Genomic DNA, 22527 nt, shown 5'->3' with positions numbered 1-22527 from the left:
AGGAGGTGGATATGAATAAGTACATATGTTCAATATGTGGCTGGATCTATGATCCTGAAGTTGGAGATCCTGACAACGGAGTAGAAGCTGGTACAGCTTTTGAAGATATCCCTGAAGATTGGGTATGTCCTGAATGTGGAGCTAGTAAAGAAGCATTTGAACCTCAAGACTAATCTCAAAAGGCTATCTAAAAGATAGCCTTTTTTTTATATATAAAGGAGGATAAAATGGGTGCTGTAAAAATAAAAGAGAACATTTATTGGGTCGGTGTGTTTGATCCAGAATTAGAAATATTTGACATCGTTATCCCAACAGAGCATGGAACTACCTACAATAGTTATCTAGTTATAGGTTCAGAAAAAAAAGCTTTAATAGAAGCAAATAAAAAGATTTTTACAAATGAATATATTAAAACTATTGAGGAAATATGTCCTGTAGAAGAAATAGATTATATTATTTTAAACCACAATGAACCTGATCACTCAGGGGCTTTACCGGCTATTGTTGAAAGAAATCCCAATATTGAAGTAATATATTCTAAAACAGCAAAGTCCTTCGTTGATAATATCATCAATAAAGAATATAATGGTCGAGCTGTAGGTGATGGTGATTTTATTGACCTTGGTGGAAAAACATTAAGATTTTTTCATACACCTTTCCTCCATTGGCCTGATACAATGTTTACATATCTTGTTGAAGATAAAATACTGTTTCCTTGCGATTTTCTTGGTGCTCACTATTGTGACAAAAATCTTTTTAATGATAAACTAGAAAACAAAGAGGAAGCAAAAGCTGCATTTAGATTTTATTATAGTATGATTATGAGGCCTTATAAGGAGCATATTCTAAACGCCTTTAAAAAAATTGACGGTATAGAAATCGAAATGGTTTGTCCTTCTCACGGTCCTATATTAAGAGAAAATATCGATTATTATATTAACTATTACAAAGAACAAGCAAATAGGTATTATCTCAACAATCCAAAAAAACAAATTACAATTGTTTATGGAACTGCTTATGGTAATACAAAAATGCTTGCAGACCAAATTAAAGAAGGTATTGAAGAAACCGGTTTAACAGTAAAAATGTTTGATGCTGCAACGGATAATATGAACGATATCATTGATGAAATAGAACTATCTCACGGCTTACTAATCGGTTCACCTACCCTCAACGCTAAAGCGGCAAAACCTATTTTCACACTTTTTGCAAATCTTGTTGTACTAAACGTAGCAAACAGAAAAGCAGGTGCTTTTGGTTCTTACGGTTGGAGCGGTGAAGGAATTAAAATGGCTGAAGATATTTTGAAGACCATGAGAATGAAGTTACCTCTTCCTGCATTTAAAGTAAAAATGACCCCATCAGAAGAAGAATTGAAAAAAGCTAAAGAATGGGGACGTGAATTTGCTTTGAAGGTAATTGAAGGTTAAAAGGGGAGTAAAATCCCCTTTTTTATTATCTTCAACTTAACACGTAAATGATCCACAATATACATTTATTCCTTAGACTTGCTTCCCACCCTATTCACTAAACACCTTTTTTATATTATCCTCTTCTCCTGCCACAACAAGTTCATCATTTTCCATAAGTTTAATACTGGCATCTCTTATTAATTTTGCACTACCATCTCTAATTAAAATAATAGCAGTAATATTATATTTCTTTCTCAAATCTATTTCCATTAAAGACTTGTTATAAAATTTCGAAGGCACTTTTACCGTTGCAACTGCAGCATCACCACCTAACTCAAAAAAGTCAATAATGTTGGGTCTTGCAATCTTTTCGGCCAGCTTTAAAGCAATTTCTTTTTCAGGCAAAATTACTTCATCAGCCCCTATTTTCATTAAAATTTCTTTTTGGATTGCAGTGCTGGCTTTTGCAATTATATATTTTGCACCTAATTTTTTTAAATATGTAATACATAAAATCAAACTCTCAAAACTACTACTCATTCCCAAAATCACCGCATCATACTTATCCACAGATAATTCCTTTAATGCTTCTTCATTTGCAGCATCAGCCACCAGTGCATCAGTAACGATATCCTTTATCTGATTAATAACTTTTGTATTTTTATCCACTGCTAAAACATTTATACCTTCCTTTGCTAAACTCACAGCTACTTCATAACCAAATATACCAAGCCCCATCACCAATACATCTCTACTTTTTTCAAACATATATCACCCCAACACAACCTTTTCTTCTGGGTATTGTATAACCCTTTTCTTTTCCCTACCAAGCATAGCCATCACTAAAGCAGCCGGTCCAACCCTACCTAAGAACATACATGCAATAATAACCAACTTACCAGCAGTAGTTAATTTTGTTGTAATTCCAAGACTCAGACCGACGGTACTCAAAGCAGAAGTCACTTCAAACAACATTTCCAAAAAATTATAATCATAAATATATAGTAAAATTAAAGTAGCAGTAACATCCACAAATAGGTATAAAAATATAAGAGCAAAAGCCCTTAATATTGTTTGATAAGGTATTTGTCTTTTAAAAACTACAATTTTATTTTCACCTCTTAGTACCTTTGTAATTGAAGAAATTGTAATAAAAAACGTTGTCGTCTTAACACCACCACCAGTTGAACCGGGCGAAGCTCCAATTAACATCAAAATTATTAAAGTAAATTTACTTATATTATGTAAAGAGGTTAAATCTATTGTGTTAAATCCAGCAGTCCTTGCAGTAACAGATTGGAAAAAGCCATCAACAATATTCATATCACTTTCTACTACAGAAAATATCATAAACCCCATTATTATTAATAACAGTGAAGTTAAAAGTACAACCTTAGTATGAAGTTTGAGCCTACCTCCAGACTTAAAAAATTTATTTAAATCATATATCACATAATACCCTATCCCCCCCAATACTATCAAGCCTGTTATTGTTAACTTTATGATGATATTTGTTCCTACTAAACTTTGATCAAAGGTAGAAAACCCAGCATTACAAAAAGCCGAAATGGAATGAAATATCCCATAATAAATTGCATCACCTAACGTATTGTGAGAAATATAAAAACCTAAGCTGAGAACAATAGCCCCAATAAATTCAATAATAAAAGTATATTTTATAATATACACTAAGATATTCTCCACCTCATGCAAGCCAAAAACATCTGTAATCTTAGCCACCATAATTCTATGGCTCAAATCAAGCTCCCCTTTTAAAAAAATATAAAGGGAAGATGTGAGAGTCATTATCCCAATGGCTCCAAGCTGAATTAATATCAAAATAATGATTTGTCCAAAGGGAGTAAAATTTGATGTATTTGTTACAATTAAACCCGTTACACAAACAGCAGAAGTCGAAGTGAAAAGGGCATCCAAATAAGATAAATTACCTTTGGAATATGCCCCTGGAATCATCAGAAAAAAAGAACCTGCAATAATGAGAATTACAAAGGTTATTATTAAATAAGACCATGGACTCAATTTTAGATTCCGCATGAAGCGGATATTAGTATTTAAATTTTTTTTGTCAACAGAATAATAGGAAAGCGGCTAGGGAGGAATGTAGGGAAATAGGGAAATAGAGAGATACAAAAGAAAAAAAATGCTTGAATGTTAAAACGTTAGAACGTTTTAACGTTGGAACGTTAGTACTTTACTACCCCCTATCTCACTGTCTTTCTACTTCCCTACTCACACTTACACAAGTTGCAGTTTTTTAGCACCGATTTCTCTCAATTTAAATTTCTGAATTTTCCCACTCGCAGTCATAGGATACTCATCTACAAATTCAATATATTTAGGGATTTTATAATCAGCAATTTTTCCTTTACAAAATTCTCTAATATCTTCAGGAGTTACTTTACCGCGATATTTTTCTTTAATCTTGATAAAAGCCATAACCTCTTCACCATATTTTTTATCAGGCACACCCACAATCTGAACATCTTCAATAGGTTCATAAGTGTACAGAAAGTCTTCAATTTCTTTTGGGTAAATATTTTCACCACCCCTAATAATCATATCTTTAATTCTACCTGTTATTACATAATAACCATCCTCTGTTTTTAAAGCCAAATCCCCTGTATGCAACCAACCCTCACTATCAATTGCTTGTTTGGTAGCTTCTTCCATCTTATAATAACCTTTCATAACATTGTAACCTCTTGCACAAAGCTCACCTGCTACATTCGGCGGACATTCTTTACCAGTTGTAGGATCTACAATCTTCACCTCCACTCCAGGCAACTCTCTGCCGACGGTGGAAACACGTTTTTCTACATCATCATTCACTCTCGTTTGAGTAATGCCAGGGGAAGCTTCAGTTTGACCATAAACTATAGTAATTTCTTTCATATTCATCACGTCCATAACTTTTTTCATCACTTCAACCGGACAAGGAGAACCAGCCATAATCCCAGTTCTAAGAGAAGAAATATCAAAATTCTCATATTCTAAAACTTGTAACTCAGAAATAAACATTGTAGGTACACCATGTAAAGCTGTGCACTTCTCTTTCTCAACAGTTTTTAAGACTTCAATTGGATTGAAATATTCTACAGGCACCATCGTAGCACCATGTGTAAGACAGACAAGAATACTTAACACTAAACCAAAGCAGTGAAAGAATGGAACCGGAATACACAGTCTATCTTTATCTGTAAATTTCATAATCATACCAATTGCATAAGCATTGTTTAATATGTTGTAGTGCGTAAGCATAACCCCTTTTGGAAACCCAGTAGTTCCCGAAGTATATTGCATATTAATAACATCATCATAATGTAACGTATTCATCACTTTTTCTAATTCATCTTTATCAAAAGACTCACCCATATTATAAAGCTCATTAAAATTAATCATTCCTGGAAACTTTTTGTCATCAATCATCACAACCTTTTCAAGAAAAGGAAACTTTTCAGATTTTTTACCTTCAGCAAGCTCAGGATAGATATTATAAAGCGTTTTTGCATAATCAAGTGTTCTATATTTCTCCACTAAAAACAGATATTTAGAATCAGACTGTTGTAAAAGGTATTCAAGCTCCCTTTCACGATACAAAGTATTTACAGTCACTAAAACAGCACCAATTTTAGCAGTAGCAAACAAAAGATAAATCCATTCAGGTACATTATGTGCCCAGATTGCAACATGATCCCCTTTTTTAACGCCAAGTTTCAAAAGAGCATATGCAAGTTTGTCAGTCAAATTGTCGAGTTCTTTATAAGTTAACCTAATTTCTCTAAAAGGATATACAACAGCTTCATTGTCAGGATATTTATTAGCAATGTTTTTTAAATATTCTCCTATCGTCTGTTTAATAAAATTAAATTTTTCCATCATTTCCTCCGTGTTGTTTAATGTTGCTTTACATTTTATAGTTTCGACAAACCTATATCACCATTAAAAAATATTTTCAAGTACTTTTATAAAAAAACATAAATCTACTTTAACATCGTTTTATAAATTTAGTGACTCTGAAATACTTTAAAAATAACGAAAATTGTTTGACTGACTATTGATAAAATGCTATATTATTTTACCTTTGATAAATTTTAAATAGGAGGTTTTAATGTCTAAAAGAAGGTATGTCAATGTCGACGGTAACACAGCCGCAGCATATGTGGCACATGCTACAAATGAAGTAATCGCCATTTATCCTATCACTCCTTCTTCCGTAATGGGTGAGTTAGCTGACGAAAAAAGTGCAAAAGGTGAAAAGAATATATGGGGGACAATTCCAAAGGTTATAGAAATGCAATCTGAAGGTGGTGCAGCAGGAGCCTGCCACGGTTCTTTAACTGCTGGAGCTCTCACTACTACTTTTACAGCATCACAAGGTTTACTTTTAATGATACCAAATATGTACAAAATTGCAGGTGAACTGACCCCTACTGTTTTTCATGTTAGTGCAAGAGCTTTAGCTACTCACGCTCTTTCAATTTTTGGTGATCATTCTGACGTAATGGCATGTAGACAAACTGGGTGGGCAATGCTTGCTTCCAACAACCCTCAGGAAGTTATGGACTTTGCTCTCATTGCTCAAGCATCTACGCTCGAATCAAGAGTTCCATTTTTACACTTTTTTGATGGTTTTAGAACATCTCATGAAATCCAAAAAGTAGAAGAACTCACTTTTGATGATATGAGAGCAATGATCGATGATGATCTTGTAAGAAGACATAAAGAGAGAGCTTTAAATCCTGAAAGACCTTCTATAAAAGGGACATCCCAGAATCCTGATGTTTTCTTCCAGAGCCGTGAAGCTGTTAATAAATATTACGATAATGTTCCAGCCATCGTTCAAAAACAAATGGACAAATTCTTTGAACTTACAGGTAGAAGATACAACCTTGTAGATTATGTAGGTGCACCTGATGCTGAAAAAGTTATTATAATTATGGGTTCAGGTGCTGATGTAGTCCACGAAACTGTGGAATACTTGAATTCTTTAGGCGAAAAAGTTGGTGTTGTAAAGATAAGACTTTTCAGACCATTCCCACTTGAAGCCTTTGTTAATGCACTTCCTAAAACTGTTAAAAAAATAGCTGTTCTTGACAGGACAAAAGAACCTGGTGCCTTAGGTGAACCTCTTTATCTTGACGTTAGAACTGCAATCGGTGAAGCAATGCAGAAAAAAATGGTTAATTTCGATAAATATCCTATAATCATCGGAGGAAGATACGGTCTTGGCTCAAAAGACTTCACTCCAGCAATGGTAAAAGCTGTCTTTGATAATCTTGATAAAGAAGAACCAATTAACAGCTTCTCAGTAGGTATCAAAGATGATGTCACAAATAAAAGTCTTGATTATGATCCAGAATGGCTTACACCTCAAGATGACGTATTTAATGGTATGTTCTTCGGTCTTGGCTCAGATGGTACAGTAGGTGCAAATAAAAACTCTGCTAAAATAATTGGTGATTTGACAGATAATTATGTGCAAGCTTACTTCGTGTATGACTCAAAAAAATCAGGTTCTATGACAGTATCTCACGTTAGATTTGGTAATAGACCAATCAGAAGCTCCTATTTAATTCAAAAGGCAGATTTTATTGCTTGCCACAACTTCTCATTTCTTGAGCAGTATGAAATTTTAAAACCACTTAAAAAAGGTGGTATTTTCTTGCTTAACAGTATTTATTCTAAAGATGAAGTATGGGACAAACTCCCAGTTGAAGTTCAAAAACAAATCATTGAAAAAGAAGCAAAATTTTACGTAATCAATGCAAATAAAATAGCTGAAGAAATCGGTCTTGGACCAAGAGTTAACGTAATATTGCAAACAGCTTTCTTCAAAATCTCCAACGTTATCCCATTTGAAAAGGCTGTAGATGCAATTAAAGACGCTATCAAAAAGACTTATGGTAAATATGGAGATGAAGTTGTTAATATGAATATGAAAGCTGTTGATGCAGGAATGAATGAAGTGTATGAAGTAGATTATCCAAAATCTGTAACATCAGATGTAAAAATGCATAAATACATTGACGATCCTGATGCTCCAGAATTTGTAAAAAAGGCAATTAGCAAGATGATAGCTATGGAAGGGGATGATATTCCTGTATCTTGGTTACCAGATGATGGTACATATCCAACAGGAACTTCTAAATATGAAAAGAGAAATATTGCATTGAAAATACCTGTGTGGGATCCAGAAGTGTGTATCCAGTGTGGAATCTGTTCTTTTGTTTGTCCACACGCTACAATAAGGATGAAAATTTATGATCCTGAATATCTTGAAAATGCACCTGAAACTTTCAAATCAGCCGATGCAAAAGGCAAAGAATTTGCAGGGATGAAATTTACACTTCAGGTTGCTCCTGAAGATTGTACAGGTTGCGGTGCCTGTGTTTATAATTGTCCTGCTAAAAGTAAAACAGATCCTACAAGAAAAGCTATTAACATGGAACCTCAGCCACCACTTAGAGAAAAAGAAGCTGAAAATTTCAAATACTTCCTTTCAATACCTGACCTTGACTATTCAAAATACAACAAAGCTTCACTTAAAGGTAGCCAGTTAGCACCTCATCTTTTTGAATTTTCTGGTGCTTGTGCTGGCTGTGGTGAAACTCCTTATGTAAGGCTTCTTTGCCATCTTTTTGGCGATAGAGCAATCATTGCCAATGCAACAGGTTGTTCTTCCATCTATGGTGGTAACCTACCAACAACTCCTTACACAACAAGAACTGATGGCAGAGGTCCTGCATGGTCAAACTCTCTTTTTGAAGACAATGCGGAATTTGGTCTTGGTATGCACCTTGCCACAGAAAAATTTAAAGAGCAAGCAACCGAGCTGTTAACTGAACTCAAAGATAAAGTGGGCGCTGAGCTTGCAGATGAAATTCTTAATGCCGATCAATCCAATCAATTAGGAATCGAAAAACAGAGAGAAAGAGTTGCAAAACTTAAAGATATATTAGAAAAACTTGATGATCCAAAAGCTAAATTGCTCTTCGATGTAGCAGATTACCTTATTAAAAAATCCATCTGGATCCTTGGTGGTGACGGTTGGGCTTATGACATCGGTTATGGTGGTCTTGACCATGTTCTTGCTCAAAAATATAATGTTAATATATTAGTGCTTGATACAGAAGTTTATTCAAACACAGGTGGACAGTCATCAAAAGCTACTAACACAGGTGCTTTCGCTAAATTTGCATACAATGGTAAATCAGATTTCAAAAAAGATCTTGGTATGATGGCTATGAGCTATGGTCATGTATATGTTGCTCAGGTTTCTCTCGCTAATCCAGCTCAGTGTGTAAAAGCATTTATTGAAGCTGAAAGCTATGACGGCCCATCACTTATAATTGCTAATTGTCACTGTATTGCTCACGGTATCGATATGAGCAAAGGTGTTGAACAACAAAAACTTGCAGTAAATTCAGGATACTGGCTGCTTTACAGATTTGACCCAAGACTAACTGAGGAAGGAAAAAATCCACTTCAATTTGATACTAAAGATCTCAAAGTATCCATCTATGACTACATGAAAACTGAAAACAGATTCAGAGCTGTCGCCAAAATGTTCCCAGAAAGAGCTAAAATGCTTGCAGATGCTCTTAATGAAAGTGTTAAGAGAAGATACAGTATTTACAAACAGCTTGCTACAAAGCTTGAATGTTCTGAAGAAGAAGAAGAATAAAAAAAGCGGGTTTTATACCCGCTTTTTTTTTAACTAGTTAGCATTGAAAAATTGCTAACTAATTAAAAATAAAAGTATGTTAGAGAAAATCAGCAAATTTTCCCCAGATTTTTTTAGTTTATTGATAAAAAGCTGCGGGATAAAATTAAAAAAATATATGATAAATAATAATTGAAAATATTTTGCTATTGAGGTATCCGACTAGAGTCGGACAGAGCTGGAACACAGCCCCTGTATAATTGTTGGTGAGAAGTTTTTCAGGAATAACTTAATAAATTTTCTGGAGGATGTTTTGAAACCTGAGATAATTGTAGCGCTTGATTTTGCAGATTTTGAACAGGCAAAGTCAATTATTAACAAATTAGAAGATGAAATAACTTACTACAAAGTAGGGCTTGAAGCCTTTGTTTCCATAGGTAACAGTATTATTGATTATTTAAAAAATAAAAATAAAAAAGTCTTCTTGGATCTTAAATTTCATGACATTCCAAATACAGTCAAGAAAGCTAGTATTGCAGCTGCAAAATTAAATATTGATATGTTCAACATACATATTCAGGGTGGCAAAAAAATGATCTCAGAAACAGTATCTGCTGTTAAAGAAATCAACAGTTCAGTAATTATCCTTGGTGTAACATTACTGACATCACTGGATAAAAACTATTTTAATGAATTTAATATTAAGTTTAATAATGAAACAGAATACGTACTGCATCTTGCAAAAATTGGAAAATTAGCTGGACTTGATGGAGTGGTATCCTCTGCAAAAGAAACTCCAATTATTAAAAATCAATTAGGTGATGACTTTCTAACAGTCACACCAGGAATACGCCTTGCTTCAAACGATATTAATGACCAAAAACGAGTAGTAACACCCAAAGATGCAAAAAATATGGGTACAGATTATATTGTGGTCGGTAGGCCTATCACACAGGCAGATGATCCTAAAAAAGCGGCAATGATTTTCAAGGAGGAGCTATATGGATAAAAATGAAATTTTAGAAATTTACAAAAAACACAACGCACTTTTAAAAGGTCATTTTCTTCTTTCTTCAGGTCTTCATAGCGATACTTATTTACAATCAGCACTTGTAATGCAATATCCCGTCATAGCAGAAGAAATTATTAAGGAACTTGTTAAAGAGATTTATCATCTAAAATTTACTACCATTGTAAGCCCTGCAATTGGTGGAATAAGATTTGGCTATGAACTCGCAAGACTTTTAAAAAAACGTGCAATTTTTACCGAAAGGGTAGACGGAAAAATGACTTTAAGAAGAGGTTTTACTATTGATCCTGATGAAAAAATTCTTATTGCTGAAGATGTTGTCACCACAGGAAAATCCACAAGAGAGTGTATAGAAGCAGTAAAAGAGCATGGTGGAAACGTTGTCGCCATTACAAGTCTTATAGATAGAAGCAATGGACAGGCGAAATTTGAATATCCTTTTTTTCCATTACTCACTGTCAATGTAAAAACATACTCTCCTGAAGAATGCCCTTTATGCAAGGAAGGTATACCTTTGGAAAAACCTGGTAGCCGTTTCATAAAAAATAGTTAGCACTTTGAAAGTGCTAACTATTTTTTGCCTAATTAACCGTTACCTTTACATTCCCCGGGATCTTCATCTGAAAACGAATTTAATTAATTTTACTCTTACACTTTTAAAAAGATTATTTTACTAAATAATGAAAGATATCTAATGTTTTGATTCTACACGATTTCGTCCGTTTTCCTTGGCTTGATACAAGGCTTTATCACCCCTTTTATAAAAAGACTCCATGTCATCATCTTGTCTTAATTCTGTAACACCCATACTAATCGTCACTTTTTTAACTGTATCAAACCGTGTACCTTCTACAATTCGGCATAATTTTTCAGCAACTTTTAGAGCCGCTTCTAAATCTGTATTTGGCAACAAAATAGCAAATTCTTCACCACCTATACGAAACAACATATCGGTAGTTCTAATACTTTTCTTGATAATATTGGATAATTTTTTCAATACATAATCACCTGTTTGATGCCCATACGTATCATTTATCTTTTTAAAAAAATCGACATCAAAAATTATTATACTGAGTTTCTGTTGATATCTTTTTGCCCTTTCAATCTCCTCATTAACCACTAGATTAAAATACCTTCTATTGTAAACCATTGTTAGCTCATCTAAAATAGCTTTTTTCATTAAATCACTAATCTTTTTTTCCTGCTCAGTAATATCCTCAATTATTCCCACAATTCCGCCAATTCTACCCTTATCATTTACAAAAAAAGCTTTTGAAATTTTTATCCGTTTAACATCAAAATCTTGCGATCGTAATGAAATATCCAATGGCTTTGAGGACACTGCATTTAAACCATATTTTCTTGCACCCTTTAACTCCATATCAATTATCTTTCCTAACTTTTCCAACTCCCTATTTTCGACAGATTTTATATCCTTACCAACAATCACCTCTCTTTGAACATTAAAAAAATCTTCAAACTGTTTATTCACATTTAAATATCTACCGGTAATATCCATAATAAAAATAGGTTTAGGTATTAAATTGAGCATAAACTCTTCCATTTTATTTTTTTCTTCAATCAATTCTTGTAATGATTCTCTCTCCTTTTTAAACTTGTAAAAATTAAATAAAAGAATGACAAACATTATTAAAAGCAAACTTATTAACAAATAACCATTAATCATCATTTAGCTCTAAAATCCTCTACATAAATTTTTCCTAAATACTTAATTTATCACTTTTTCTCACATTTTAAAATCAAAAATGAAATCTTGACACAAAATATTTTTTATCTTATTTTATGACTGATGAGTCAGTCGAAAAAAAATACCAAACAAAAAATTTTTGATGCTGCAATAAAGACTTTTGCAGAAAAAGGATTTTGGAAAACAAAAGTATCCGATATTGTTGCAGAAGCTGGAGTAGCCCAAGGCACTTTCTATCTTTATTTCAACAGTAAAGACGATTGTTTATATGAACTTCTAGAGTATTTGCATAAAGGAACACTTCATCAAATCAATCAATTAATAGAAAATAAACAGTCTACCATCTTTGATATTTGCGCCTCATTCATAAAAAGGATTTATCAGTACAAAATGCTTTCAAAAGTTTTCCTTTTCGAAGCATTAAGTAGTGGTGAAAAATTTAAAAACCTTTATTTTAGATTCAAAAAAAATATAAGAGATATGTTATCAAAAGTTTTATCGGAAGAAACAAATAACTACAATGAAACTACCGTTTCAATAATATCAGGTTTTTTGAAAGAATTAATCGAATATTACATACTCTTTTTAAATGAAGACTTGGATACAATTCTAAAACATTTATATGAAGGATTAGAAAAAATAGAAGGGGCCAGGTATGAAAAAATATAAAAAATATCTTATTTTGCCTTTGTTCATATTTTTATCTTTAAACAATATTTATGCCTTAACTTTAGATGAGGCTGTAAATAAAGCCTTAAAAAATAACTTTTACCTGTTATCAAAAGAAAAAGAACTAAACAGTAAGAAATATGAAATAAATGCTGCTGATGCAGCAAAATACCCTTCACTTTTTTTCAATGCTACTTACACATTACTGGATGAAAAAAAGACCCAGCCATTCACAACCCCTTTTTTCTCACAAGAAATAACAATGAGTGAAAAAGAATATTTTGACATTTTCACTGGACTAAAACTAAACCTTTATACAGGGGGATTAATAACTTCTAATATTAAAATTAAAAAGCTTGAGTATGAGTCAGCAAAATCAATGCTAAGTGAAGAACAACTAAATATAATATTCAATACCAAAAAGGCATATCTGGATATACTAAGACTCTATGCGAATAAAAAAATTGCTGAAGATTATATAAAATCATTAACCAGGCACCTTCATGATGTAAAATTGATGTATGACCAGGGACTTGTCCCTTATATCGACATATTACAAACGGAAGTAAAACTGAGTGAAGCAAAGCAAAAACTTACTATAGTAACTAACAATATCAAAGTAGCAAAATCTCATCTTTCAACACTCATGGGTGAAAAACTGAATGATAGTTATCAAGTGGAAAGTATAAGCTATAAAATTCCTGATAAGTTGTTAATTAACCATCTTTACAGTATAGCAGAAAAAAATAGGCCAATTTTACAATCCCTAAAGACTCAGATAAAGTTAGCTGATCAGATGGTAACAGCCACAAAATCACAATTTAAACCAAAAATATATCTTTTAGGCGGGTATAAATATTCCGATATGCTGGAGAATGTTGATCCTAAAGGGAATTTTCTCATTCAGGCTGGTATTTCTTTCAATCTTGACTGGAATAAACCTTTCAAAGAAACAGAAGCGAAAAAAGAAATTAAATATGCCATCATAAAAAATAAAGAAGATATAAAACTCAAAGTGCTTCTTGAAGTTAAAAAAGCAATTGAAGATTTGAACAGTGCCGAGGATAATCTCAAAGTGGCTAAAGATGCGGTGGCAAAAGCAAAAGAATACCACAGAATTTTAAACTTAAAATATAAAGAGGGGTTAGCAAATAACTCTGATCTTCTTGATGCAGAAGCTATGCTTACCGAGGCTTTGATGAGAGAAAAAAATGCATATTACGATATTATTGAAAAATACTTTGCTATAGAAAAAGCAATTGGAAAAGAGTTGAGGTGAGGAAAATGGGGAAAAAAGCAAAAATAGCACTTTTACTTTTAGTTGTAGGTCTAATCGTATTTGTTTATTTCGCATACCGATATCTTACTTTTATAAAAGAGTTTGCTACCACTGATGCTATGTTTGTAAAGAGTAACAAAATTACAAATGTAAGTTTTAAAAGAGTAGGAGGAAAAATCATAAAACTTTATTTTACCGAAGGAGATACTGTAAAAAAAGGGGATTTACTGGCGGAAATTGACCCAACAGATTATATCGTCAAACTTGAAGGTATTACTAAAAAAATTGAAAGTCTTGAGAAGAAAAAAGAGCAACTTGATATTCAAATTGATAGGATATCAAAAGAACTTATCATAAAAAAACAGAGTGCACAGAAAAATGTAGAATACATTGGAAAAGAGATAAAATCAATAAAATTCAACATCGCGGAAATTGAAACAAATATCAAACAGTTAACAAGAGATTACAATAGATATAAAACTCTGTATGAACAAAAAGCCGTATCAAAACGCTCTTTTGAAGATATTGAAACAAATTTGCAAGGCTTAAAGCAAAAAAAGAAATCCTTAGAAAGCAAACTTGAAGGATTGATTAAACAAAAAGATATAGCAAACAACAACATTAAAATCATCGAAGAAGGATTTAAACAGATAGAAGAGCTAAAAAAGATGAGAGAATCTTTGATAAAACAGATTGAAGCGGCAAAACAGGAGAAAAAAGATACCAAAAATCTCATAGAATATTGTAAATTGTATGCTCCTTTTGATGGTGTTATAGGTAAAAAGTATGTTGAAGTGGGTACTGTCATTAATAGCGGTTTTCCGATTTACTCCATCGTAGATACAAAAGATTTATATATTGAAGTGCTCCTTGAAGAAACCAAAATGAAAGGTGTAAAAATAGGCTCTCCTGCCACCTTCAGAGTGGATGCTTACCCAGATATAGAATTCAAAGGTGAAGTTGAATCAATTTATCCTGCTTCAGCTGCTACATATGCTCTTGTCCCTAGAGATATCTCCGCAGGAGAATTTACAAAAGTTGCTCAACGTATCCCTGTAAAAATTAAAATTACAGAGGGAGACCTGTCATTTTTAAAAGTAGGCATGGGTGGTGAAATAAGAATCAAAAGAATCTATTAATATCGGATGTGTTGATGGCTACTGAGCAATTACCTCTTTACGAAAGAATTGATAATGTAAGTAGAGCAATCATAACATTTATCGTAATGACCGGTACTTTTATGGCAATTCTTGACACCACAATTGTGGATGTGGTCGTCCCAAAAATGATGTCCCCCTTAAAAACCGATCTTTACGGTGTCCAATGGGTCATCACATCATACATGGCAGCAGCTGCCACAGGTCTTTTGCTAATCGAATCACTCACAAAGGTTCTTGGGCTTAGAAATCTATTTCTAATAGGTATAACACTTTTTACCCTTTCAAGCGCCGCTTGCGGAATGGCATCAGATTTAGCACAGATGATTATTTCAAGATCTCTTCAAGGACTTGGAGAAGCCTTCATCGTAGCCACTGCTCAAACAATCATGTTTTCAATTTTTCCCCCAGAGAAAAAAGGGATCGCGATGGGTATATTCGGTATGGGGGTAAGTTTTGCTCCGGCTCTTGGACCCACAGCCGGTGGCTATTTGACAGAACATTTTAACTGGCGTTATGTTTTTTATGTAAATTTACCCGTCGGACTTCTAGTGGTTGTTCTTGGTCTCTTTATACTACCTAAGGTTTTAGAAAAAAGGGAAAAATTACATTTTAACTTTGTCAGCTATACATTTTTTGCTATTTTCACAATCCCACTGCTAATTATGCTGTCAAAAGGGCAGCAAAAGGGTTGGTTTCAGTCTCCATTTATTGTTAAACTACTGTTTATATCAATCTTTGGTTTAATAATGTTTGCCATATCCGAAATACTTTCAAAAAGAAAACTTATCGACTACACAATTTTTAAAATCAAAGAGTATGCTGTAGCGATACTGATTTACGCTTTCACCCTTGGTTTATCAATCTATCAAATCTTCTATCTTATACCTTTGTATTACGAAAACTTAAAAAGTTACACTACCCTACAAACCGGGCTACATATGCTCGCTTTCGCCATTTTTATAGGTTTTACATCATTTTTTGCAGGCGCCTTATCTGATAAATATGGAGAAAAAAATATTCTTCTAATTAATGCATTCTTATATTTTACCACTTCCATTATTCTTATTCCTAAACTGAATTATTACACACCTTCAATCAAAACAATATTACTTACCATACCATTAGGATTTTCTTTAGGCACCTTTTTCGCACCCGTATCTACCTTAGCTATGAGAAAACTGGGACCAAAAACCCAAATGGGAGTAAGTTTTTTACATTATATAAGGTTTATGGGAGGTTCATTTGGTACAGCTATTGCAACCAATACACTCCAATCAAAAATATCTTTCCACTATGACGAAATAAGTGCCATTCAAAATTATTCATACATATCAAACTATCTATATCAAGCTAAAACTTATTTAACTCAAATAATGCCGGAACACGTAGCTGAGCTAAAAAGCTATGCACTTTTTGGAAAAGTGCAATACCTTATGAGTTCTTCCCATGCTTTCCAAGATACTTTTAGACATGCAGGATACTTTGGTATCCTTGGGCTATCTTTTCTGGTTTTTCTGTTCATACCAAATAAAAAGAAAGATTAATCTTTAGTTGTAAGAAAAATACCTGAAAAAACAAGAAAAATGGATACTATTTGATATAAATAAAGCTTTTCTTTCAAAAAAATTATAGACATTATAGTTCCAAAAACAGGCATTAGATGAACAAAATTTCCACCTTTGTTGGCACCTATCTCCCTAATACCTCTGTTCCAGCAGATAAAAGCAAGAACAGATGCAAAAATACCAACGTAGAAGATTACAATTACATTTTTATAATCCAATGCAAAACTTTTCTCTGAAAAGAGATAAATTGGAAAAAGCAAAATTAACCCTAAAATAATGATTACTTCTAAAAATACGAGAGGATTTAATCTTTTGTCAAGATTCCTCAGTAATACCGAATAAAGAGCCCATGAAAAAGCTGCAAGTAATACCAATAAATCCCCAGGATTAAACTTTAGTGATAAAAGTCTGCTAATATCCCCCTTAACAATAATTATCGCAACCCCAGTCAATGAAATAAATGCTCCCAGTAATTGATATCTACTTGCTCGTAATCCTTGCAAAACAAATGAAACAAGAAATATCATTATCGGAACAAATGAATTTATTAGCAGAGCATTTATAGCAGTCGTATAATGCATTGCTTTGTATATCAATGTGTTGAAAAGAGTTACTCCTAAAAATCCAAAGAGTAACAAAAACTTAATATTTTCCTTTATCAACTCCATTTGTTCTAAAATTTTCTTATAAGTAAAAGGAAGAAGGATTAAAAAAGCAACAACCCAGCGCCAGAAAACAAGAGCAACTGGAGGGATGGAAGCAGCAGCCCATTTACTTAAAACAAAATTGCCTGCCCAAAATAATGCACTTAACGTAAGTAATAAATAGGGCATAATTTATTTTGCGGAATCTACGTATTCTACAATCTTTTCAGCCAATACCTTCACCGTATGCTCAAATTTATCCACATCTTTTTCAAGCAGTGTCATCCTAAAGCCTGGAAGAGGAGTAAAAAAGGATGTAAGAGGTACAACACAGATTCCAGTGGAAGCTAAAAGATAGTAAACAAAACGTTTATCGTTTTCTATAGGTTCACTAGTAATCTTTTCCACATACTCTTTAACAGCTTTATTTTCAATCGGTAGTGTTTGTCTGTTATTCAATACTGCTTCAATAAATACCACAGACATGTAAAATGCACCGTTAGTCCTGTTTACCACAATATAAGGGACGTCTTTCAATATATTGTAAGCAATATTTGAAAGTTTCTCATAATGTCTCAATCTGTCTTTAAGATAACTTTTATACTCTGGATGTGTCATTATCTTAGGTATCGCCATCTGAGGAAATGTTGTAGAACACACTTCTGCCATTTTTTGCTGTAAAATCGCATTAATATACCTTTCAAAAGCCGGATCATTTTTAGCATTATAAACCTCTATCCAGCCACATCTAGCACCAGGCCAAGGTAATTCTTTTGAAATCCCTTTCATACACATTCCTGGCACATCACCAATAATTTCTGCCAAAGAAACCGTACTTTTACCATTATATACCATGTTATTATAAATTTCATCAAACACCAGAAACAAATCATAGGTTTTAGCTATTTCAACAATTCTTCTCAAAGTTTCCTCATCGTATACATACCCCGTTGGGTTATCTGGATTTATTACAAGAATACCCACAATGGATTTATGACTTTTGACCTTCCTCTCAAGTTCATTCAAATCAGGTGCCCAGTTATTGTAAGGATTCATCCTATAAGTATTTGGAGGAAATGATGCATGCAAAACTTCAGCCAGAAGGTGAGTAGAATATGTAGGCTCTGGCATAATAATCCTGGCATCTACTCTAATGGCACTATAACTTCTTGCAATCGCATCACCTAAGCCATTAAAAAAGATAATATCTTCTTTTGTTATTTGAACTCCACCCTTTTTATTAACCTGAGCAGCAATAAACTCCCTTGTTTCATCCACACCTTTTGTAGGGCTATAACCATAGCTTTTATCATTTTCAATTATCTCTTTTAATATCTCTTTCATCCAATCTGGTAGCTTCTCGCCTTTCAAAATAGGATCACCAATATTTTCCCAGTAAATCTCCATACCACTTTTTTGAAGTTCATTTGCAATATTCACGATATTTCTTATTTCATATGTCAAGCCATTGCCACTCTTAGCGATATCAAAGCGCATCTACCAACCTCTTAATGTTTATTCAAATTTTACTTTTTTTATCAAATTTAAAAAAAATTACAACTCATATTTATATTTTTTGGAAATAAATCACTTACTAAGCTTTGAATTTATTTTATTTACATATTCATAATAAGCTAGACTTCTACCTCTTTTTTCCATAAGGATATTAAATCTTAGCTGTTTTTCGGTGAGCTTACGTTTTAGTACTCCCCTCTCCTCATCATCAAAACAGTATTCTAATAAATCTTCGATTTGTTTAATTTCTCGTTGCATCTGCAACTCTTCTGGTAAAACACCTGCATTCTTCAAAATTTTATAGGAAGCTCGCAGCTCTTCAGGTACAAAACTTAGATCCTCAATTTCTATCTTTTTCCCTTTACAACTGAGATTATCTAATTCACCTTTTTCAATAGCTTCTTTGATTTTTTGTTCAGCTAAAAAAGTAATAATATCCATCCTTAATAACCAATAAAGTAAATATTTTTATTTTTATCATCCATTTCCACATTATTAATCAAACGAAACATTTTATTTTCATACTTTAAAACCAAAAACTTACTAAATTTTTCTTTGTTTTTAAGATAATAACTATTCAAATTCATCACATCATAAATTTTTTTGCAAATTATAAACATACAAGACTTTCTTTCGGCTTTTAAAAAACTATGAATAAACTTATCAAAATTAGTATAAACATAAAAATTAGACAGTATCAATATAAATATATTAAAAATAGTCCACATATACATAATAGTTAAAATTAAAGCTGAAAATGAACCATAAAGCACATTGTAAATAGACTTATTAATGAGTATAAAATAAAATTTACTAAACACTCCCATAAAAATCAAAGATATTGCAGAAACCAGCATTAAATTTTTAAATCTAGCTTCTCTTTTTAATATAACAAACAAAAGTAAAGTTAAAAATATCCAAATTACAGCATAATAAATCAGTTTAAAATAAAACTGCTGCAAAACTCCTAAATTAATATAATCTGAAACAAAATTAAAAACAAAAGAAGATAATGTCTCGATAAGAATTAATAATACTAAAACTAAAACAAGAAAAAAAATACTTAAAAATGATACAGTCCATTTACTTTTTACTTTCTTTCTATCTATCTCAAAGACATAAATAACTGTATCAAAAAATCCTCTTATAAATATTGTCGAGAATATTATTGCTGTAAAAAAACTAAAACTACCATAACCTAATATTGTCTTACCAAACTGAGATAAAGATAAACCTAAATTATCAATGACCTTGATACTTACTAACCTTTGCAATTCTGACACTAATAATTCATAATATTTTGTCTTAATAAATAAAATATTTAACAACAACATTATAATCATTAAAGCGGGAAACAAAGATAGAATTAAATATATAGCTAATGAAGAAGCATAAATCGAAAGTTTTTTTTCTTTAAAGTACATTAAAGAAAAAATAAAAGCAAAAATAAACTTCAAAGCATATTCTCCATTTTAAAAAATCATATTAATACTACTGCTTTATTTCCTTAATTTTAAAGCTTCCTATATATTTAATCCACTAATATTAGTTACAACACTATAATTCTACAATACTGTTTTATTTGATTTTTACTTAAATATATTTTATATACTATCAAAATTATATCGAGATGCAAACAAAATGATTGGCAGATTATTTAAAATAATTAAAAACAAAAAACAAACATTTGTTGACCCTTTATCTGGCTATATAAATAATTTGGTAAGTAGTATTAACAATGATGAAATTTTTAAGAAAGATATTCATGAGGCTACCTTTTGTGTCATTGATACTGAAACAACAGGTCTTGAAATTAAAACGGCAAAATTGATTAATGTTGCTGCAGTAAAAGTTGTAGATTTTAAAATTAAAGACTTTTACAATGTTTTTATAAATCCTGAAATGGACATTCCTGAAGATTCAATTCAATGGCATGGAATAACTAATGAGATGGTAAAAGATAAACCCATCATCGCTGAAGTACTGCCAGAATTTTTGAAATTTATTTCAGATTCAGTTATTGTGGGACATCATGTAAATTTCGACCTAAAAATGATTAATAAAGAATTGCAAGAAGCTTTTAATGCTGAAATAAAAAACATATGGATAGATACAATGCTTCTTTTTTCGAAAAATATCTTAAACAGGGATGAGCTTGTAAGTCTCGATTATCTTTTAAGGCTTTACAATGTGAAATGTCAGGGGCGCCATACTGCATTGGGTGATGCTCTCGCTACAGCTGAAGTGTTTAATAAACTTGTGATAAAAATAAAACATAAATTTCAAACTGTGGGAGACTTATATCAATCACAATTTAAGGTATTATCAAATCAATAATTATTAACCACGTAAATTCTCTAGCTCTTTTTCAGAAAATGGCTCAACATATATTGTCTTATAATTTTTATAAATAACAAACCCCTCTGGTGTTCCCTTCGGTTTTTTAACATATTTCCGTAAGGTATAATCCACAGGCACCCTTTTTTCATTTTTATACTTTGAAAAAGCTGCAGTAATACGAGCAGCAGTAATTATATCCTCCTCATCAACAGGGCTTTCTTTTCTCAAAATCAAATGTGCAGAAGGTATTTCATGAGCATGGAACCAATAATCATCGGGATTAGCAACCTTAAAAACAACATAATGATTTGAACGACTATTTTTACCTAAAAAAAACAGAGTATCATCTTTTTTAAAGGTAAGATATGGAATGCTTCCAACCTCCTTAACTTTATTACTTTTTAAAACAAAAAGCTCTTCATAAAGTTTATTAATCTCATCCATACTCATATTTTCCAAATTAAACATTTCCTCGTCATAGTAAGATATCATTCTTTTTACTTCATCAATCCTATTTGAAAGTTTTTCTAACGACCTTTTCAATTTTTCAGCACGACCATATAAATTTTCAATTTTTTTTAAAACAGATTCACCCGGATCAATATAATATTTAACCTGTTCAACACCATTCTCATTAAATTTATCAAGTAGTACCTCTCCCGTTTTGCCTTTTATTTTAGAAAGATTGTTTTTTAAAAGCTCTGCTTCTTCATGATATTTTTCATAATTCCTAGCTTCTTTTAAATCTTTGTATAAGTTCATTAACAACTTTTCATAACTTGCTTTCTTCTTTACATAGAAATTTTTTATTTTCAAAAACTTATGATCACTACGATTATTGACTTTCTTTAAAGAAACAAGATATTGATCTAATAAATCAATTTTAATTTTCTCTTTATATGACAATATCTTAAAAGGTATAAGTTTATTCTGCCCATCTAGGTAAAAAGAATCATCAGAATTAAGCGAATTTAAAATAAAATCTTTAGCCTTTTCACAATTACCAAAATTATTATAAATTTCAGCTGCATGTTTTGCTGTTATTCTATAAAATCCTTCAAGTTGCTCAAAATCATCACATTCTCTAATATTAAGTAAGTTATATTTTTTATTACTTTTAAAAGGTATATACTCATTTCCTAGATTAATTTCCCTATCACCGTCAATATTGTTATCATTCCACCTAAAAATTATTTTCCCTTTCTCATCCAATAAAAAAACATTCGATATTTTACCCACTACCTCAAAAATCAATTTCATCTGTATCAATTTACCACTTGGCTTCCTTTTTACCAAACTTAACGTTAATAACCTATCAAATCCTCGCTGCTTGATTTCAACAATTTTTGCATTTGAAATATGTTGAAGCCTATTTCTACCTTTTTTCAAATCTTTTGATACAAAGATATAAGAATTTAATAATAAATCAAAAATCAGGAAAAAGCTTCTGTTTTTATAAAGACTTAAAATAAACCTATCATTATCATACTCACACCAGTTAATGCGTGCATCAATCAACTG

General features: G+C 32.0%; 19 protein-coding genes. 10 read left to right on the top strand and 9 right to left on the bottom strand.

All coding sequences use genetic code 11. The features are described 5' to 3' along the window. Nucleotides 1-11 precede the first annotated feature (11 nt). Both rd and FHQ18_RS06520 read left to right on the top strand, forming a co-directional pair. Nucleotides 12-173, top strand: a complete 162-nt coding sequence (gene rd, locus FHQ18_RS06525; RefSeq protein WP_149266365.1) for a rubredoxin — start codon at nucleotides 12-14, stop codon at nucleotides 171-173. A gap of 54 nt (nucleotides 174-227) precedes the next feature. Then, nucleotides 228-1430, top strand: a complete 1203-nt coding sequence (locus tag FHQ18_RS06520; protein WP_149266364.1) for an FprA family A-type flavoprotein — start codon at nucleotides 228-230, stop codon at nucleotides 1428-1430. Between the two features lie 90 nt (nucleotides 1431-1520). Here FHQ18_RS06520 and FHQ18_RS06515 read toward each other — a convergent pair whose 3' ends face one another. The 3 genes from FHQ18_RS06515 to FHQ18_RS06505 all read right to left on the bottom strand — a co-directional run bounded on the left by FHQ18_RS06515 (nucleotide 1521) and on the right by FHQ18_RS06505 (nucleotide 5309). After that, on the bottom strand, nucleotides 1521-2180 hold the full coding sequence (locus tag FHQ18_RS06515) for a potassium channel family protein (RefSeq protein ID WP_149266363.1): 660 nt from the start codon (nucleotides 2178-2180) through the stop codon (nucleotides 1521-1523). Nucleotides 2181-2183: 3 nt separating this feature from the next. Next, on the bottom strand, nucleotides 2184-3467 hold the full coding sequence (locus tag FHQ18_RS06510) for a TrkH family potassium uptake protein (protein ID WP_149266362.1): 1284 nt from the start codon (nucleotides 3465-3467) through the stop codon (nucleotides 2184-2186). Between the two features lie 201 nt (nucleotides 3468-3668). Further along, entirely contained in the window at nucleotides 3669-5309 is a 1641-nt protein-coding gene (locus FHQ18_RS06505) for an AMP-binding protein (protein WP_149266361.1), read from the bottom strand. 232 nt (nucleotides 5310-5541) lie between these two features. On the opposite strand from FHQ18_RS06505, the gene nifJ reads away from it, so the two are divergent. The 3 genes from nifJ to pyrE all read left to right on the top strand — a co-directional run bounded on the left by nifJ (nucleotide 5542) and on the right by pyrE (nucleotide 10679). Then, the gene (gene nifJ, locus FHQ18_RS06500) at nucleotides 5542-9117 is read left to right on the top strand and encodes a pyruvate:ferredoxin (flavodoxin) oxidoreductase (protein WP_149266360.1); all 3576 of its coding nucleotides are present in this window, start codon (nucleotides 5542-5544) and stop codon (nucleotides 9115-9117) included. 292 nt (nucleotides 9118-9409) lie between these two features. Beyond that, nucleotides 9410-10105, top strand: coding sequence for an orotidine-5'-phosphate decarboxylase (pyrF, locus tag FHQ18_RS06495; RefSeq protein ID WP_149266359.1), 696 nt, complete (start codon nucleotides 9410-9412; stop codon nucleotides 10103-10105). After that, complete coding sequence (gene pyrE, locus FHQ18_RS06490; RefSeq protein ID WP_149266358.1) at nucleotides 10098-10679, top strand: orotate phosphoribosyltransferase; 582 nt, start codon at nucleotides 10098-10100, stop codon at nucleotides 10677-10679. The genes pyrF and pyrE overlap by 8 nt, the downstream gene beginning before the upstream one ends. A gap of 138 nt (nucleotides 10680-10817) precedes the next feature. Here the strand turns inward: pyrE and FHQ18_RS06485 are convergent, their stop codons facing one another. Beyond that, nucleotides 10818-11816, bottom strand: a complete 999-nt coding sequence (locus tag FHQ18_RS06485; RefSeq protein WP_149266357.1) for a GGDEF domain-containing protein — start codon at nucleotides 11814-11816, stop codon at nucleotides 10818-10820. 120 nt (nucleotides 11817-11936) lie between these two features. On the opposite strand from FHQ18_RS06485, the gene FHQ18_RS06480 reads away from it, so the two are divergent. From FHQ18_RS06480 to FHQ18_RS06465, 4 genes are read left to right on the top strand one after another with little or no spacing between them, the layout of a single operon-like run. Next, nucleotides 11937-12503: a TetR/AcrR family transcriptional regulator gene (locus FHQ18_RS06480; protein WP_149266356.1), complete on the top strand. Its 567-nt coding sequence runs from the start codon at nucleotides 11937-11939 to the stop codon at nucleotides 12501-12503. After that, nucleotides 12490-13782 (top strand): TolC family protein, encoded by a 1293-nt coding sequence (locus FHQ18_RS06475; protein WP_149266355.1) that lies wholly within the window; start codon nucleotides 12490-12492, stop codon nucleotides 13780-13782. Before FHQ18_RS06480 ends, FHQ18_RS06475 begins: the two co-directional genes overlap by 14 nt. Before the next feature lie 5 nt (nucleotides 13783-13787). Further along, complete coding sequence (locus FHQ18_RS06470) at nucleotides 13788-14921, top strand: HlyD family secretion protein (protein ID WP_149266354.1); 1134 nt, start codon at nucleotides 13788-13790, stop codon at nucleotides 14919-14921. Between the two features lie 14 nt (nucleotides 14922-14935). Continuing rightward, on the top strand, nucleotides 14936-16486 hold the full coding sequence (locus FHQ18_RS06465; RefSeq protein WP_149266353.1) for a DHA2 family efflux MFS transporter permease subunit: 1551 nt from the start codon (nucleotides 14936-14938) through the stop codon (nucleotides 16484-16486). On the opposite strand, the gene FHQ18_RS06460 is transcribed toward FHQ18_RS06465, so the two are convergent. The 4 genes from FHQ18_RS06460 to FHQ18_RS06445 form a co-directional block, all read right to left on the bottom strand. Beyond that, nucleotides 16483-17340 carry a DMT family transporter gene (locus tag FHQ18_RS06460; protein WP_149266352.1) on the bottom strand — a complete coding sequence of 286 codons (858 nt, stop codon included), beginning with the start codon at nucleotides 17338-17340 and terminating at the stop codon, nucleotides 16483-16485. The genes FHQ18_RS06465 and FHQ18_RS06460 overlap by 4 nt on opposite strands. A 3-nt stretch (nucleotides 17341-17343) precedes the next feature. After that, nucleotides 17344-18648, bottom strand: coding sequence for a pyridoxal phosphate-dependent aminotransferase (locus FHQ18_RS06455; RefSeq protein ID WP_149266351.1), 1305 nt, complete (start codon nucleotides 18646-18648; stop codon nucleotides 17344-17346). A gap of 90 nt (nucleotides 18649-18738) precedes the next feature. After that, nucleotides 18739-19107 (bottom strand): DnaJ family domain-containing protein, encoded by a 369-nt coding sequence (locus tag FHQ18_RS06450; protein ID WP_149266350.1) that lies wholly within the window; start codon nucleotides 19105-19107, stop codon nucleotides 18739-18741. Nucleotides 19108-19109: 2 nt separating this feature from the next. Continuing rightward, on the bottom strand, nucleotides 19110-20123 hold the full coding sequence (locus FHQ18_RS06445; RefSeq protein ID WP_149266349.1) for a YhjD/YihY/BrkB family envelope integrity protein: 1014 nt from the start codon (nucleotides 20121-20123) through the stop codon (nucleotides 19110-19112). Nucleotides 20124-20307: 184 nt separating this feature from the next. Between FHQ18_RS06445 and FHQ18_RS06440 the strand changes: the two genes are divergently transcribed. Continuing rightward, complete coding sequence (locus FHQ18_RS06440) at nucleotides 20308-21003, top strand: 3'-5' exonuclease (RefSeq protein ID WP_149266348.1); 696 nt, start codon at nucleotides 20308-20310, stop codon at nucleotides 21001-21003. Nucleotides 21004-21006: 3 nt separating this feature from the next. On the opposite strand, the gene FHQ18_RS06435 is transcribed toward FHQ18_RS06440, so the two are convergent. Further along, nucleotides 21007-22524 carry an NFACT RNA binding domain-containing protein gene (locus tag FHQ18_RS06435; protein ID WP_188020360.1) on the bottom strand — a complete coding sequence of 506 codons (1518 nt, stop codon included), beginning with the start codon at nucleotides 22522-22524 and terminating at the stop codon, nucleotides 21007-21009. Between the last annotated feature and the right edge of the window lie 3 nt (nucleotides 22525-22527).

It is taken from the genome of Deferribacter autotrophicus (genome assembly GCF_008362905.1).
Lineage (GTDB): Bacteria > Chrysiogenota > Deferribacteres > Deferribacterales > Deferribacteraceae > Deferribacter > Deferribacter autotrophicus.
Note: the sequence above shows the minus strand (reverse complement) of the source record. Positions and strands in the feature narration are given on the sequence as shown.

Excerpts from the sequence above, each read along its gene's own strand:
- pyrE (WP_149266358.1), top strand. The coding sequence starts at position 10,098 with ATGGATAAAAATGAAATTTTAGAAATTTACAAAAAACACAACGCACTT.
- FHQ18_RS06470 (WP_149266354.1), top strand. The coding sequence starts at position 13,788 with ATGGGGAAAAAAGCAAAAATAGCACTTTTACTTTTAGTTGTAGGTCTA.
- FHQ18_RS06465 (WP_149266353.1), top strand. The coding sequence starts at position 14,936 with ATGGCTACTGAGCAATTACCTCTTTACGAAAGAATTGATAATGTAAGT.
- FHQ18_RS06455 (WP_149266351.1), bottom strand. The coding sequence starts at position 18,648 with ATGCGCTTTGATATCGCTAAGAGTGGCAATGGCTTGACATATGAAATA.
- FHQ18_RS06515 (WP_149266363.1), bottom strand. The coding sequence starts at position 2,180 with ATGTTTGAAAAAAGTAGAGATGTATTGGTGATGGGGCTTGGTATATTT.
- FHQ18_RS06440 (WP_149266348.1), top strand. The coding sequence starts at position 20,308 with ATGATTGGCAGATTATTTAAAATAATTAAAAACAAAAAACAAACATTT.
- FHQ18_RS06520 (WP_149266364.1), top strand. The coding sequence starts at position 228 with ATGGGTGCTGTAAAAATAAAAGAGAACATTTATTGGGTCGGTGTGTTT.
- FHQ18_RS06475 (WP_149266355.1), top strand. The coding sequence starts at position 12,490 with ATGAAAAAATATAAAAAATATCTTATTTTGCCTTTGTTCATATTTTTA.
- FHQ18_RS06505 (WP_149266361.1), bottom strand. The coding sequence starts at position 5,309 with ATGGAAAAATTTAATTTTATTAAACAGACGATAGGAGAATATTTAAAA.
- nifJ (WP_149266360.1), top strand. The coding sequence starts at position 5,542 with ATGTCTAAAAGAAGGTATGTCAATGTCGACGGTAACACAGCCGCAGCA.
- FHQ18_RS06460 (WP_149266352.1), bottom strand. The coding sequence starts at position 17,340 with ATGCCCTATTTATTACTTACGTTAAGTGCATTATTTTGGGCAGGCAAT.
- rd (WP_149266365.1), top strand. The coding sequence starts at position 12 with ATGAATAAGTACATATGTTCAATATGTGGCTGGATCTATGATCCTGAA.
- FHQ18_RS06485 (WP_149266357.1), bottom strand. The coding sequence starts at position 11,816 with ATGATGATTAATGGTTATTTGTTAATAAGTTTGCTTTTAATAATGTTT.
- FHQ18_RS06480 (WP_149266356.1), top strand. The coding sequence starts at position 11,937 with ATGAGTCAGTCGAAAAAAAATACCAAACAAAAAATTTTTGATGCTGCA.
- FHQ18_RS06510 (WP_149266362.1), bottom strand. The coding sequence starts at position 3,467 with ATGCGGAATCTAAAATTGAGTCCATGGTCTTATTTAATAATAACCTTT.
- FHQ18_RS06450 (WP_149266350.1), bottom strand. The coding sequence starts at position 19,107 with ATGGATATTATTACTTTTTTAGCTGAACAAAAAATCAAAGAAGCTATT.